At 39.7% G+C, this 14,872-nt stretch carries 16 protein-coding genes and 2 pseudogenes; 14 read left to right on the top strand and 4 right to left on the bottom strand.

Features of this window, described 5'->3' with window-relative positions; genetic code table 11:
• The 10 genes and pseudogenes from ASULF_RS11355 to ASULF_RS06925 all read left to right on the top strand — a co-directional run bounded on the left by ASULF_RS11355 (nt 1) and on the right by ASULF_RS06925 (nt 7,516).
• Complete coding sequence (locus ASULF_RS11355; protein WP_015591002.1) at nt 1-2,247, top strand: DUF4398 domain-containing protein; 2,247 nt, start codon at nt 1-3, stop codon at nt 2,245-2,247.
• A 208-nt stretch (nt 2,248-2,455) separates the two neighbouring features.
• The gene (locus tag ASULF_RS12425; protein WP_081623011.1) at nt 2,456-2,629 is read left to right on the top strand and encodes a type II toxin-antitoxin system CcdA family antitoxin; all 174 of its coding nucleotides are present in this window, start codon (nt 2,456-2,458) and stop codon (nt 2,627-2,629) included.
• A gap of 73 nt (nt 2,630-2,702) precedes the next feature.
• On the top strand, nt 2,703-4,004 hold the full coding sequence (locus ASULF_RS06945; RefSeq protein WP_015591001.1) for a site-specific integrase: 1,302 nt from the start codon (nt 2,703-2,705) through the stop codon (nt 4,002-4,004).
• Between the two features lie 294 nt (nt 4,005-4,298).
• Nucleotides 4,299-4,373 (top strand): annotated as a pseudogene (locus ASULF_RS12480) (IS6 family transposase); the annotation flags it as partial.
• A 491-nt stretch (nt 4,374-4,864) separates the two neighbouring features.
• Nucleotides 4,865-4,939: a hypothetical protein gene (locus ASULF_RS12420; protein WP_081623037.1), complete on the top strand. Its 75-nt coding sequence runs from the start codon at nt 4,865-4,867 to the stop codon at nt 4,937-4,939.
• A gap of 92 nt (nt 4,940-5,031) precedes the next feature.
• On the top strand, nt 5,032-5,475 hold the full coding sequence (locus ASULF_RS06940) for an EVE domain-containing protein (protein WP_015591000.1): 444 nt from the start codon (nt 5,032-5,034) through the stop codon (nt 5,473-5,475).
• Nucleotides 5,472-5,681, top strand: a complete 210-nt coding sequence (locus ASULF_RS06935) for a hypothetical protein (RefSeq protein WP_015590999.1) — start codon at nt 5,472-5,474, stop codon at nt 5,679-5,681. Before ASULF_RS06940 ends, ASULF_RS06935 begins: the two co-directional genes overlap by 4 nt.
• Before the next feature lie 28 nt (nt 5,682-5,709).
• Nucleotides 5,710-5,946 carry a DUF2283 domain-containing protein gene (locus tag ASULF_RS06930; protein ID WP_015590998.1) on the top strand — a complete coding sequence of 79 codons (237 nt, stop codon included), beginning with the start codon at nt 5,710-5,712 and terminating at the stop codon, nt 5,944-5,946.
• A gap of 17 nt (nt 5,947-5,963) precedes the next feature.
• Entirely contained in the window at nt 5,964-6,221 is a 258-nt protein-coding gene (locus ASULF_RS11550; protein WP_081623010.1) for a type II toxin-antitoxin system HicB family antitoxin, read from the top strand.
• A gap of 62 nt (nt 6,222-6,283) precedes the next feature.
• Nucleotides 6,284-7,516 carry a tyrosine-type recombinase/integrase gene (locus ASULF_RS06925; protein ID WP_015590997.1) on the top strand — a complete coding sequence of 411 codons (1,233 nt, stop codon included), beginning with the start codon at nt 6,284-6,286 and terminating at the stop codon, nt 7,514-7,516.
• Between the two features lie 545 nt (nt 7,517-8,061).
• Here ASULF_RS06925 and ASULF_RS12205 read toward each other — a convergent pair.
• Nucleotides 8,062-8,526 (bottom strand): annotated as a pseudogene (locus ASULF_RS12205) (hypothetical protein); the annotation flags it as partial.
• Between the two features lie 29 nt (nt 8,527-8,555).
• Between ASULF_RS12205 and ASULF_RS06920 the strand changes: the two are divergent.
• From ASULF_RS06920 to ASULF_RS06910, 3 genes are all read left to right on the top strand, one after another.
• Nucleotides 8,556-9,074, top strand: coding sequence for a hypothetical protein (locus tag ASULF_RS06920; RefSeq protein ID WP_015590995.1), 519 nt, complete (start codon nt 8,556-8,558; stop codon nt 9,072-9,074).
• Nucleotides 9,075-9,111: 37 nt separating this feature from the next.
• The gene (locus tag ASULF_RS06915; RefSeq protein ID WP_144060506.1) at nt 9,112-9,885 is read left to right on the top strand and encodes a hypothetical protein; all 774 of its coding nucleotides are present in this window, start codon (nt 9,112-9,114) and stop codon (nt 9,883-9,885) included.
• A gap of 457 nt (nt 9,886-10,342) precedes the next feature.
• The gene (locus tag ASULF_RS06910; protein WP_015590993.1) at nt 10,343-11,002 is read left to right on the top strand and encodes a lamin tail domain-containing protein; all 660 of its coding nucleotides are present in this window, start codon (nt 10,343-10,345) and stop codon (nt 11,000-11,002) included.
• Nucleotides 11,003-11,009: 7 nt separating this feature from the next.
• Here ASULF_RS06910 and ASULF_RS06905 read toward each other — a convergent pair whose 3' ends face one another.
• Nucleotides 11,010-11,810, bottom strand: a complete 801-nt coding sequence (locus ASULF_RS06905; RefSeq protein WP_015590992.1) for an endonuclease NucS domain-containing protein — start codon at nt 11,808-11,810, stop codon at nt 11,010-11,012.
• 86 nt (nt 11,811-11,896) lie between these two features.
• On the opposite strand from ASULF_RS06905, the gene ASULF_RS12200 reads away from it, so the two are divergent.
• Entirely contained in the window at nt 11,897-12,541 is a 645-nt protein-coding gene (locus tag ASULF_RS12200; protein ID WP_015590991.1) for an SHOCT domain-containing protein, read from the top strand.
• Nucleotides 12,542-12,990: 449 nt separating this feature from the next.
• Here ASULF_RS12200 and ASULF_RS06895 read toward each other — a convergent pair whose 3' ends face one another.
• Nucleotides 12,991-14,343, bottom strand: a complete 1,353-nt coding sequence (locus tag ASULF_RS06895) for a competence protein CoiA family protein (RefSeq protein WP_015590990.1) — start codon at nt 14,341-14,343, stop codon at nt 12,991-12,993.
• 36 nt (nt 14,344-14,379) lie between these two features.
• A complete protein-coding gene (locus ASULF_RS06890; protein WP_015590989.1) occupies nt 14,380-14,820 on the bottom strand; it encodes an EVE domain-containing protein in 441 nt (146 codons plus the stop codon).
• Between the last annotated feature and the right edge of the window lie 52 nt (nt 14,821-14,872).

Genomic DNA, 14,872 nt, shown 5'->3' with positions numbered 1-14,872 from the left:
GTGCAAAAAGAGAATTTGGTAAAACTAATAAATGAAATTGTAGACTTAGAAATAATGTCACAATTGAATACTTTAAAGATAACTCGTAAGGTTACAATATTATACTTTCTGATAGTAATACCACTTCTAGTCCCAGTAGCTTCGGCTTCAGAGATGGTAATAGAGTGGGAAATAGCTCTTGGAGGTAGTAGTGATGATGGGGCTTATTCAGTTCAGCAAACAAGTGATGGAGGGTATATTATTGCTGGATGGACTGATTCATATGGAGTAGGTAATTACGATGTTTATCTCATAAAGATAGATGCCAAATATAATAAGCTGCAATGGCAGTGGCAGAAGACATTTGGAGGAAAATATTTCGATAAAGCTTATTCTGTCCAGCAGACTAAAGATGGAGGATATATTATTGCTGGAGTTACTTCTTCATTTGGAAAGGGCAGTTATGATGTCTATTTAATAAAAACAGATGCAAATGGAAATCTGGAATGGCAGAAGACTTTCGGTGGCAGTAGTGATGATATTGCATACTCAGTCCAGCAGACTAATGATGGTGGATACATAATAGCAGGATATACGACATCATTAGGAGAGGGCGGTAAAGATGTTTATATTATAAAAACAGATGCAAATGGTAATTTGCAATGGTACAAGACATTTGGAGGGCGTGAGAATGATTGGGCCAGATCAATCCAACAAACTAGTGATGGAGGGTATATAATTGTAGGGACTACCAAATCATTTGGAGATCTCTTTCATAACGGTGATGTATATTTAATAAAAACAGACCCTTATGGTAATTTGCAATGGTATAAGACATTTGGAGGCAGAGGTTGGGACGAAGCTTATTCAGTTCAGCAAACAAGTGATGGAGGATATATTATTGCTGGATTTTCATGGTCATTTGGGGCGGGTGATGTTTATCTCATCAAAACGTCTGCCAATGGCAAGTTGCAATGGCAGAAGACATTTAGTAATGATATCGATGAGGCCTATTCTGTCCAGCAGACAAAAGATGGAGGATATATAATTGTAGGATGGACTGGAGAACTAAGATCACGTATTGGTGATATTTATCTCATAAAGACGGATTCTAATGGAAACTTGCAATGGCAGAAAACATTTGGTACTAAACGAAATGAAATAGGTTGGTCATTACAGCAAACTAAAGATGAAGGATATTTAATTGTCGGATATATTAAATCTTCCGAGGTGGGCGATGTTTATATAGCAAAGCTCGCATGGAAGGAGAGGGTAATAGCCAATAGTGCAATCAACTCTGCAAAAGAAGTAATCTCATCAGCAAAGACAAAAGGATTTGATGTTTCAGAAGCTGAATCCTTGCTTACACAGGCAGAACAAGCTTTCAACGACGAAAGATATTCTGACGCTAAATCCCTCGCAGAGAAAGCTAGAGAACTGGCATTGCAAACAGCAGATCAAGCAGAAAATGCTCTCAATACTATCATCTCCGCAAAAGAAAATATTTCATTAGCAAAGTCAAAAGGACTGGACGTTTCTGAAGCTGAAGAACTGCTTAAACAAGCTGAACAAGAATTCAACGCAGGAAATTATGAAACTGCATACAATCTTGCAACCAAAACAGAATCCATTGCACTGGATGTAGATAAAGATGGAGTCCCGAATGATCAAGACTTTGCACCAACAATACATAATGCACTCTTTTACCTAGGATTTGTTGTGCTCGCGGCTTCAGTGTACACGGCAAAGAAAATAAGAATCAAAAGAAAAGAAGAAGAACTAAAATCTAAAGGATACGTCAAGTACAAAACTTTAGATGGTAAGTGGGTTTGGGGTACTACAGAAGAGGCAAAAAGATACAGCTATTTTGCCGAAGTGGTTCAAGCAATAGAAGAGTTCCATCCTCCAAAAAGATATGCAAGAGAAGAAGGTTATCGAGATACACTTTTTGCCTGGTTAAAATCGAGATTTCCCAATACTATAATGGAGTATCAAAGAGGAGCATCCAGACCAGACATTGTTGTATTTATTGATAAAAATACCTCGATAGCCATCGAAGTTAAAGGGCCTACCGGCTCACAAGAGCTGCAAACTATAGCTGATAAAGTAATGAGATACAAACAACATTTCAACCACCTGATCATTGTTCTTTTTGATGTTCGAGTCTCTTCTACCCGATACCAAGAGACGTATGAAGGTCTAAAGAGAACTTATCCCGATATTGTAATTATAAGAAAAGATTTTCCTTCAGTGGATTTTACTAACTAACAAAATTTTTTGGTGCAAAATGCAAAAGTGTTAAACCCTGAATCCATTAGGTCCAACAGGTTGTCCAAAGATATGTAAGTTAAAGAGTATAGAGTCCATGGTCCAAGAGATCCAACAAGTCTGAACTGGGAAATAATAAAACAATAATCTCTTTTCTCTAAATTCTTATTTTTTATTTTAAGATAACTACCGCCAACTTTATCACTTTATGCGTTATTCTTTCATGCCACGCCCAAACCTTGGGAAAGTCAGAGTGAACCTCACTATTCGGAAGGATGTCCTAGAAGCTTCAAGGCAATACATTGACAACCTGTCCCAGTTTCTCGAAGACTTCCTTCTGGAGGTTCTTAAATGGTTAATTACCAATAACAAAAATCTATAGTGGGCCCGGAGGGACTTAAACCCAAACTGGTTTAGGTCAAAAATTTTAAATATTTGATAAAAAAGATTGAAATATGGATCGAGGCAAGTATGCCCACCTCTTGAAGGATCCCGATTTGAAGAGGTGGTATATGAACCTCTCAAGAGGTTCTGAAGTAACCGCAGATGTTAATCTTAGAAGATTGGGGAGATTTTGTGAAATAATGGGTGTAAAACCGAATAAGCTGCTGAATATGGACGATAGATCATTGAAAAACCTGATTCTTGACTTTATCGGAATCATGGAAAAGGAGAAGTATGCAGGGAGCTACATCTACTCGTTCATCAAGTCGGTGAAGTCTTGGCTCAGGTTCAATGATAGAGAACTCAGAGTGAATATCAAGATCAGGGACTCCCACGAACACCCTAACACATTTAACGAGAGAGTACCCACTCAGAAAGAGCTTAAATCAGTATTGCTTTCTGGAGATAAAAGGGCGAGAGTTGCATGCTCCCTCATAGCATTCTCAGGACTAAGAATCCAGGTTCTGGGGAATTATAGGGGGATTGACGGGTTGAAGGTCATGGACTTTCCCGAAATGACCGTCTCAAACGGAGAAGTTGAGTTCGAAGTAGTTCCTACGATGGTGGTTGTCAGGCCTGCCATAAGCAAGGTGGGACACCAGTACTTCACGTTTCTTGGTGAAGAAGGATGCACTTACCTGAAAGAATACCTTGAGGAAAGGATGAGGATGGGTGAAAAGATGGACAGAAACTCACCAATCATAACTCCTCGGGCTGCGTCATTTAGAGGCAGACACATCTCAACCATAAACATTGGAGACATTATCAGGCAGGCCATAAGAAGGGCTGGATTTGACTGGCGTCCCTATGTGCTCAGACACTACTTCGACACCCAGCTCCTGCTGGCTGAGTCCAAGGGCTTAGTTATCAGAGACTACAGAGTGTTCTGGATGGGTCACAAGGGGGACATAGAGCACCAGTACACCACCAACAGAAACAGGCTGCCTGAAGATCTCGTGGAGGACATGAGAGAATCTTATGCAAGAGCCTCTGTCTACTTGGAGACGGAAATGACGAGCAGTTTCAACAGCGCAGCAGATAAGCTTAGATATGAATATAGAAGGACCATGCTGATGATTGCAGGAGTGAGCGAGGAGGATATTGAATCTATGGATCTAGCTTCCATGAGCGAGGAGGAGTTCATACAGTTCTTCAGGGAAAAGATGCTTGACGGCGAACAGAACGATGGTCAGAACGGTGGGCAGAATAGCCAGAGGGTGGTTGACATTGATGAGGCAGAGAATTTGATCAACTCGGGCTGGGAGTTTGTTGCAACGCTTCCAAACGGGAAGATTGTTGTTAAGCGTGGGTGATACATAATGCTGATTGGAGATTTCATTTAATTTAACTCAAGTGGGTTAACTCACAAACAGCCGTTTTAAACAATCTCTTCTACAACCCCGCTCATCAGTCCCAACCACTGCCTGTTCAGCTCCAACTTCATAAAGAGGGGAAAAAACTGATTCAATACTGGTGATCAACTACTAAATTTCTCAAAGACATGCTGAATCTAGTTTATGACAAAGTTTGAGATAAAAGTGCGCAGGCTTATTATGGTGGAGTGGTTGGTAAAGGAGATAGTTCACGTTGAATAGTAACTATTTTTTCAAATAAAACTGGAAAATAAACAGATTTTTGTATGGACAGCTATTGATGTCGATACTAAGGAATGTCTTACCATATGAGCTTCAGAAGGAGGAAGGAGCTTTGAAGCTTATATTTTTTAAGAGATGAGGGAGTTAAGAGATCTACAGATTAAGAAAGGCTTTGATAGAGGGCAGAACGAGAATAAAGAACAGAGTACATGCCATCCTTTTAAGAAATAGAATCAGTTATCCCAATCCTTTCACAAAGAAACAAAGAAAGGAAGGGAATTCCTTGAAACCTTGACATATCAGAAGTGGATAGAAAACTCTTGGAAATCATTCTATCGATTATAGATAAACGAAGAGATTAAGAAAATAGATAAAATCATCCAAGGAGAAGGCAAAACAGGATAACGATGCTCTGCTACTCACAACAATACCAAGAATAAGCTACTACTCAGCTTTCTTAATAGTAGCAGAAATAGGATATGTCAATAGATTCAAGCGGTTCAAACTGAAAAATGTGAGATACTAGTCTGAGCAGTTCCTAGGGGTGGTCTACAGATACAAAAAAGCTTACAGCACTTATATTTTCAGGTGGCAAAGTTGTACTCACCGGTGCAAGAGACATTGATGAGCTGGAAGAATTCTTTAACAAATAAAGGAATTAGTTGCGGTGATGTAATGTTAGCTCAAGAGTTTTTACGGATTATTTTAAATATTTTCACAAAGTTGTGTATAGATTGGTGGGATTATGACATACTGGCTCTGCATAACAACCGAAGAAAATTGGAATGTAATTAAAGAGAAAAACATCTGGGGAGTTCCCGAACGCCATAAAAACACCATTGCAAAGGTCAAACCCGGAGACAAACTTCTGATCTACCTCAAACAGGAAAGAGATAAAGATAAGGTCGTGGAACCCCGAATTGTGGCTGTTTATGAAGCAGTATCAGAGGTTTTCAGAGACAGCAAGAAGATCTTCAAAACCCCTGCAGGAATGGGCAGCGAAAGCTTTCCTCTGAGGATTAAACTCAAATCAGTCAGAATCTTCGATAAGCCTGTTGAGTTCAAACCACTAATTCCAAAGCTAAAATTCATCAAAAACAAGCAGAAGTGGACCGGTCATCTAATAGGAAAGGCGATGAGAGAAATCCCTGAAGAAGACTACGGGCTAATCATGAGCGTGGCAGAATGATAGGAATAGCCGTATCTAAAAATGGAGTTCCGATAAGGCTAACTGAGGAGAGATGGTTCCATATCGTCGAAAACCATGATGAACTTGCCGGTTTGTCTGATGAGGTTCTGCTTGCTGTTGAGGACCCGGATTTCATAGTCAATGGCTGGACTGATGAATTTCTGGCAGTAAGAAAGATCAATGACAAATATCTGGTTGCAGTTTAGTAGATAGGATGTTGAGGAGAGGAATAGTATGGCAGAAGAAGTGAAAAAGATAGTTAATGCGATCCCAATGCTTCTGAATTTTCCCGCAAAGAGGTTTCATGTTGATTACGATAAGGAAGCTGATGTCCTCTACATAAGCTTTGAAAGACCTCAGAAAGCTACGGATACGGAAGTTACAGATGAGGGTATCCTGCTGAGATTCAGAGAAAACAAGCTTGTAGGCATAACAATCCTTAACGCGAGCAGGTTTAAAGTGAAGGCATAGATTGAAGAGGTCAGCAAATCAGTACACGATCAAACAGTGAGGAGGATGAAGGATACATTGCTGTAGTTCCTGAGCTGCTTGGCTGCTCTGCTTTTGGTGAAACTGAAGAAGAGGCGTTGAAGGAGATTAAAGTAGCAATCGAGCTATGGATTTGGGCTGCTAAGAAAGAGGGGAGAAAAATCCTAAAACCAATAAGGTGCTTAGCAAACCACCACCTCAGTCTAAATTCTAACGACTCCAAACCAAAAACAAATTCCTTCTTCATTTCTCCATAAAATAGTCTGATTTAGCTTAATTCTACAGTAAACTTTTTAGCTAAAAAAGTCAAAAAATTGACATGGATTTAGAACAGTTCGAAGAAGTTGAAAAGTGGCTTAACAATGTTAAAGGTGGAAGCAAGCCAACATACAGAGCAGGACTCACACTTTTCTGTCAATGGTGTGGATTAAATCCTGCTCAACTTCTTGATGAGGCAGAAGAGGACAGGAAGAAGTCAAGAAGGGAAAGGGGAAAGCCTGAAGCAAGACTGATGGAATTCTACAACTATCTAATAAATGAGAAGAAAGTAGCAAAGAAGACTGCAACGCTGTACTTCACAGCAGTCAGGAGCTTTTACAAGTGGAATGGTTTTCCGCTCAACGTTAAAACTCCCAAAGCAGCACCTAAGAAGGAGAACAGGAAGGCTGTAATAACTCCTGAGATTGTAAAAAAGCTTGTTGACCACGCCTCAACACTGAGAGATAGAGCGATTATCCTGTTTCTATTCCAGGGAGGTTTCGATGTCTCAACGCTCTGCAGTCTGAATTATGGAGATGTGAAGAATGAGCTTGAAGCAGAAAAAATTCCTATGATGATTCATGTTGTCAGGGAGAAAGAGGAAGTCGAGTATTTCACATTCGTTGGCAGGGATGCCGTTGAGGTGTTGAAGGCTTATCTGAACGACAGGAGAGCTAAGGGGGAGGAGCTGAAGTACGACACCCCCCTCTTCATAAAAGATAAGGCGAAGAGGAGAAAGGGAGAGAGAATCAGCCCACATCACATTCAGAACATGCTCAGGGAGACAGCCATTAAAGCTGGACTGATAACGAAAGAGGAAATGGATAAAGTCGACTTTAATCCATACCGCCCACATGCTTTGAGAGCAGCTTTTTCATCCATACTCAGGCTGAACGGATTCGATCCTGTGCTGGTTGACTTCATGATGGGCCACTCAATTCCGTACAATGGAGCGTATCTGATTCCTCCGCCTGAGAAGGTAAGGCAGATGTATGCTGAAGTTGAGGCCCAGCTCAGCATTTCTACAGCTGTGAAAGATGTGAGTGAGATTGAGGAGAAGTTGAACACGTATAAGAAGATACTTGAGGACGTGCAGGCTGAGAACAAGAGGTTGAGGGAGCAGTTTAATGCTCTGTGGGAAGAAGTCAGGATAATGAACGAACTTTTCGCTCAGATTGTGGAGAATCCTGAGATGCTGAGCACGCTTAAAGAGATGTATGGGATTGTGAAGGAAATGGAGAAGAATCCGATGCTGAGGATGAAGTTGATGGAACTTAAGGAAAGTTTACAGTAGTTTCCTTTTCTCTTCTTCCTCCAGATGAACAGAAGTACAGCAATTTCCACCAACAAAAGCATTGAAAGATAGAACAACGGCTTAATCTCCAGATTTGTTGGTGAGAGTTCTATAGCTGTTTGTTTTCCCTCAACAACTTCAACTTCTTTAGTATCCTGTAACACAACGAGACATGGAATCAAATCTTTCTCTGCAGTAATGTTGTACTTCTTTCCACCAAGCTCGATATTGACTGTCGAAGCATTCACATCAATGGTTGTAACTTCCCGTTCCTTTTCCTTTTTCATTGTCTTAACAACTATTCTGTCTGCTGGTTCGCTGAGATAAACTCTAAGGGTTCCAACGTCAGTATACTTCTCTGTAACGTCCCCATTCGTATCTTTAACAAAAACTTTCGAAACGTTGAACCATTTCGAATCGTAAAATCTTGGATTATCAACCCATCTAAGATTCTGGTGGTAATGGTAGTTGATAAAATACAGTGTCGGATCTGCATGAATCCACTCATCATCTATCTTAAGCTCAACCCATGTGTGGTCTTCGCCCTCAGTTCTAACAATCCTTGTTTCAAATCCTGCTTGTTTGGAGACTTCACTGAAAAGTGAAGCGAGTTCACCACAAGCACCAACCTTGAAAAAGGCAATCCAGTATGGATTGTTTGATAACTCGGGGATAAGTGGGGCTAAAGCCCTTACTTTTACATTTCCGTCAAAATAGATAGGATATCTGAAAAATGGGTCGATGGCGAAATTGGGATTATTATTGTAAGCATTGGTGAAATCTCTAACCTCCCATTTTGCAATTCTTTCAAGTTTTTCGAAGGTGTTGTTGGTTTCATTAACATAGAGTAAAATCTCATTAATCTTTTCTTCCCCGGCCGGCTTTACAACAAGTAAAAATACAGGATAGAGGTAAATTTCTGGAAATACTGCAACGATTAAAATCAGAAATAAGATTATTTTGTAATTTCCTCTAAACCAATTCACACTAATGGATTTTTCGAAAAACATAATACTTATCTTTTTCCATACACACCTACATGCCCGACGAAATTTACGAATTAGAGGAGTGGTATGGGGCCAAAATTAAAAGAACAGGTTTTGGGTACCGCATCAAACTTAAATTTGGAACCATCAACATCTATACCGATTCTGTAAAAGAGTTAGAAAAAGGAATAATTGAAAACCTCCCACGCAAGACTGAACAAGTCACACGGAAAAAAGCCACTCCTTTCGAGAAATTCTGGAAACTGCTTCTGGAGAAGCTTGGAACCCCCACACATATCAGAAACTGGACAGTCTATTCGGGATACCTAGGTGAGGACTTTATAGCCAGAAAATATTACGATTCCATGATTGAATGTCTCATCCCCAATGGTAGCCCGCAGTACGTCCCTAAAAAAGATTTTAAGCTCGTTTATGAAGTATGGGAAAATTATAAGAGCTTTAAAGTAAAAAGAGCGGATTTATGCCAGCACAGTAGATTCACGAAATATGTGATTAGCATAATTCATCAGTTCGAAGAATTGAGATACAAGGGGGATGAGGATGCTCAATAGGAGTGAGTTTGTTAAATGGGTTGACGCATCCCATGATTTGTTTGAAATTTTTGAAGGTAGATATGATGCATACCCTCTGGCCAGAAAATGGATTGACGAGTGGTTTTTGAAGAGAGAATTCACTGTTAAAGATTCTGAAAAGCAGAGAATTGCCAATCTTATAAGCAATCTCAATTTCGATGCCTTTAGGGTTAAAGACAGCTTGCAGGAGAAGATGGGGGCTCAGCTACTTCTGCTGCTGGAAAAAATAAGTGAAAGACAGAGTAATGTGGGTTTTGCTGTTTCATTCTTCTTTTTCACATGGAACCTCCAAAGATTCAGGCATTATTTTAGTAGGAAAACTAATTTTTCACTGATAGATTATTTCGAAAATGTCGGAAATGAGTTTGGAAGGCTAAAAAAGCAATTTGAATTTTTCAGGAGTAAGAACCTGCTTTCCGATGATATATACGAGGAGAAAGTTATAGAAACTTACGGCAAGGTAAATGAGATATTAAAAGCAACTGGGATAGGAAACAACGAGCCAATAGGAACGGTTAAACTGCTTCACGTGTTTTCGCCCAGTTATTTCCCCCTACTTGATAATCCTATTGCTGAGCAATTGGGATTGAAGGAAAAAGGAGTCTCAGTTGATGCTGAATTATACATAAGATGGATGCAGAGGCTTAAAAGCTGGCTTGGAAATTACAAAGATGTCATCGAAGAACTTGAGAACAAGCATGAAAGCAGCATTCTCAAGCTCATTGACGAGGCACTCTACATAATGTGCTCAGTGAATTTGCACATTAGAGTGGGCAAACTCGGAATTTAATCTAGCAAATCTTTTATCTAATCATGTCAATGAACAGCTATGAGGAAGCTCATTATTCTGATTGCAATTCTTGTAATCCTATTTTCTGGCTGTGTTCAATCAATGCATGGGGCCAAATCTCTTCCCCCAGAGATTACACAGACTCCTACACCAAAACCTTAATCACAACTCCTCCTAGGCAGATAACCCATTACAACAATCCAGAAAACACCTTATACTCCTTCACCAGCCCCAACTAAAACATCCCCGACTCTCATTCTGACTCCTCCTCCGACCCCTTCAGAAGTGAAGACTGCAAATCTGGAATTTGGAGTAAAATACAAGGTTGAAGTTGCCAATGTTGTTGATGGAGATACGATTGATGTTATCTTCTCAGACGGCAGCTGAGGAAGAGTGAGAATGCTCGGGGTTGACACACCTGAAAAGAGTGCTGAGAAAAACAAGCTAGGAGAGTACGATGGGATTGACGACCTCGAGTATCTCGCAGAATGGGGGGTGGAAAGCGTACGAGTTTACCAAGAGTATAATTGAAGGAAAATACGTTTACATAGAATTTGACGAGACTGCTGGATTCACTGGCTACTATGGTCGACTTCTTGCCTACGTTTACCTAGAAAATGGTACAGACTTCACGGCGATGCTCGTTGAGGGGGGATACGCAAGGGTTTACGTTGAGGGAGAGTTCAAAAAGGAGAGTTACTACTTGCAGCTTGAAGAGGAAGCAAAGAGAGAGAGAAGAGGGCTGTGGAGCATACTTGCAACTGCAACGCCGTCTGGAGCAATATCTATTGAGATTGTTGAAGTCCACTACGATGCAGGAGGGCCTGATGTTGACGACAGAGACATGCTGAACGATGAGTACATTGTCATTGTAAACTCAGGAAGCATTTCCATTAACCTCGAAGGCTGGAGGCTGAGGGATGAAGCTGGTTTCACATACACGTTCTCGAACGTGGCTCTTGATGCTGGGGGAACGGTTACTGTACACACAGGAATTGGAGGAGATTATGATGGGCATCTGCACTGGAATAGAAAATCACCAGTCTGGAACAACGACCACGACACAGCTTATCTCTACAATGCAGAGGGTGAGCTTGTGGATAAATACAGCTGGTGAAAATATATTAACGCCTCTGTTTTAATATTTCGTAGTTTCTTCTGATTTTTTCCAGAATGTCACTGATATCGGTTTCTGGTTCCTCGACTCTAATGAATGAATCTTCTATTACTCTGCCATTCTCATCTAATACTGTAGTTCCAACATCAAAAGACTTCCTGTGGGGATATACATAGCCGATTAATCTACCTCTAAATCTGAATCCAACATAGCTTCTGGTGGGATACTTCTCTATGTCATCAGCTATGCTTTCAATAGAGCTTATAGCTATTTTGTATGCCTCCCTTAACTTTTCGTCTGTAATGTAGTTCTCAAGCTCATCAAAACTCGGAGGAGCTGGGGGCAACTCTTCAATCTTAGGTATGGTTACTTGATGGAAATATATTCCCATTTTTCCATCTTTATCTTGGAGGACAGCGTATTCGTAAAGTTCCACTTCTGGGGTTACAAGTGTAGCTAACCTTCTCAAATCGTCGGAAAATCTCTCTGAAATTAGAATTATTCTCGGCTCCAGTTCTGGTTTTATTTTTTTGTCTGGGAACATGTTTGCAACTACATACTTGATTTTGCTTATTTCGCTGTAGTACCTCAGGGCCTGAAACAGTATATTCTCATCTTCACCAACTTTTACCTCGATAATTACCAATCTTCCACCGCTATCCACACAAAGGAAATCTGGAATTCCTTTTGATGTTGCAAATTCATATTGGAGAAGTTCCAAACCCTCTTCCAGTGCATCAAGCTCTTTTTCAATTATTGAGTGTAATTCCTTTTCGTTACTCAATTTAACTTTCTTTAATGTGGCCATCAAACCACCATAAGAGACAGAATCAAAATTCTTAAAATATGTTTGCATTTGTAATTGAAATTAGACAAACACAACAGGTGGGTTTTATGGAAGAAGAAAAACCGCTAAAACAAGACATTGCCCGTTATTTTGGTGGACATCTAAAATATCCCCTAAAGTCAGGTAGATTTTTTGATATTGGTGGTACTACACAAACAGGAGTTAATGGCTGGTTAAGACTGTTTCACGATAGAATAGAGTTCGAAAAATCTGCTTTAAGACAATCCAAAAGATGGAAGATAATCATCCCATTCGAAAGCATTTTGGTTGATAACGTTACTTTTGTTGAGAAAGATTCAGGTGATGCAACAGCAATCGGTGGCGGGATGGCAACCCCAATCCCTTTTTCACCGATACCTATAGGAGTTGGAGCTGGAGGGGGATTTATTTCAAAGATAGGAAATCTAAACCTGTTGGTTATTCCGTACATGGATGAGAATGGAATCAAACACGCTCCAAGATTTCAGATTAAAGGACTCATAAGAGACAAAACGCAGGAATGGGCTGAAGCCCTTTATGAAAAACTTGCAGAACTAAACAGACGTAAATCAGAAATAGAGAGAAACTACAGGAGTTCTGAGGAAGCTGATGTTTTTGAAAAGCTAAAGAAGTTGAAAGAATTACACGATGCAGGTATACTTACCGATGAGGAGTTTGAGGAAAAGAAGAAGAAATTGCTGGATATGTTGTAAGTATTTGAAGTTTTAAGTAATGAGTATCCTGTATTTGGGTTATCAACAGATGAGTAAATGAGAAAAGGGATAAAAATAAAGTTATGTACATCATCTTTAGTTTGTAGTCTTTGATTACTTTTAGCCCAGTAAGATGAAGTTAGTTACACATGTAAATGCAGCAGATCCTATTCAAAATGGGCACAAACTCAAAGGTTGGGTCCACCCCGATATTATGATTAGATTTAACCTTTGATTTACGGTTAATAACTACCTCATTACTTTTCCTGAGAGAAGACATGGTTTCTGACAAAATTACATGTTATCCTCACAAGAAATAAAGGAAATTTGGAGGTCCTCAGACATTGTACCATGTCTTTTTGTGCTCAAGATGACATGTGAAATACGAAACTCAATCCAAAGGACAGAAAGTAGTTGGGATTACCCGTTTTTATAGTTGGTGGACATTATTACTTCTTTATTGAGAAGTACCCCTTTATCTGACAAACTTCTCCTGAGGAAACAAGTTTGTTTAGAGCTATTAAAACATCCCATATTGGAATCTTTGTCATGATACTCAACTCGTAGGCTGTAGTGGGCCTATCTAGCTCTCCTAAAGTCTTCAAAATAATGGTTTCGATAATTGAGTTTTCTTTTGGCCTTTTATGTTTGTTTTTTGGTTTTATGAATTTCCTTTGAGCAGATACTGTGTAACATCCATAGAATTCAGAGACACTTTCGAGAATCTGTTTGAACGCACCTAACTCGAACTCGTACTCAGAAGGTGAATCAATGCCTAGAAATGGCAATAGAGTATTCATTTTAGTATTATTCGCGTAATTAAAAACTTCATCAATGAGTTCATCAAAGTCTTCAAAAAGTTCTTCGCTGAAAACTAACAATCCATACATCTTACCCACGAATATGGCCCATTCAACAGAGGGTTCGCTGAGAGAATCTCGGCGTGTGAGCATGTAACTAGGAACACCCCACACACAATCTCCTTGATAGACATTGGGTGCTAGTACCACACTTCCCTGCTCCTTGGTTTTTGCAAATATTACTCCATTTTCCCGTTCAACGTTGAAAATTGTACCACATTTACCTTTTGCTCTCACTTTTTTTATCCAGCTCTTGATGTTCATGTTGTCAATTATCCTGAAATTCCTAGACTTTAAGACATCTAGAAGACATTCTCTATCCAATAGGCGACACTTTCTATAGAATAACAAAGCACGATTGTCGCCAATTTCTTGGACCAATTCGTGGACGAGGCTATAACCATCCTGCGGAACAAATACTGGTATTTTGATCTCAACAACCTCTTCAAGAAATCTTGAGTTGTCTTCACACCAGACTTCCAGAAAACTAATATCTTCTCTCTTGAATACACCCTCTTTCTCTACGTCCAGAGGGTTTCTGTGAACAACTTCGATTGCTAGTTTTTTGTTAGCTTTATAAATTACGGATACATCAGGTCTAACACTTCCTATTTCCTCCTCGATACGCACATAATTCACCTTGATGTCTCTATAATGGTAACTCCCACATCGCTCACAGTGGTAAACAACATACAGCTTGCCAGTGTTGCTTAAGAGATAATACAATTTGTGTTTCATCAAAGCATGCTTTGCTGATTCTCCGCTACAACTTGGCGGTATACCGCCTTTATGTGCAAAATGCCATGCTCTGATTTTTCCTTTTCTGACTATAAATTCTCCTTTACATTCTGGACAGTAGTATTTCAAGCCTTTTTCTGCATTTAGGATGGAGACGTATTTTCCTTCAGAGTCAAGTGCTATGTCATACTTCACTTCAGGCATAGCACCCACTAAGCCTCTTTCGTGGGAAGAAAACCATTAAACGCTGCTAACGATGAGTTTATAGTCTTCCTCAGGAATCTCCCTCATTGCCTTGCCCATCAAGTGCCCGCTCCACTTCTTCTTGTTTGTTATAAACTTCAGTTTTGGAATTAGTGGCTTAAATTCAACTGACTTTTCGAATATTTTTACGGGCTTCAGCTTTATTCTCAGAGGAAATGTTTCATTGCCCATGCCAGGTGGTGTTTTGAACACTCTTTTAGAGTCTTTAAAGACTTCAGACGTTGCTTCATAAGCACCAACGATTCGTGGCTCTTTGACATCATCTTTAATTCTTTCCTGCTTCAGGTAAATCAGGAGTTTATCGCCAGGTTTAACCTTTGCAATGGTGTTTTTGTGCCTTTCAGGAACACCCCATACATTTTTCTCTTTAATTACCTTCCAATTCTCTTCATTTGTTATGCAGAGCCAGTATGCCATGGAACCACCATGTATAATTAAAACAAACAAAGTTAAAAAACATTAGCAAAAA

Source organism: Archaeoglobus sulfaticallidus PM70-1, assembly GCF_000385565.1.
Lineage (GTDB): Archaea > Halobacteriota > Archaeoglobi > Archaeoglobales > Archaeoglobaceae > Archaeoglobus_A > Archaeoglobus_A sulfaticallidus.
Note: the sequence above shows the minus strand (reverse complement) of the source record. Positions and strands in the feature narration are given on the sequence as shown.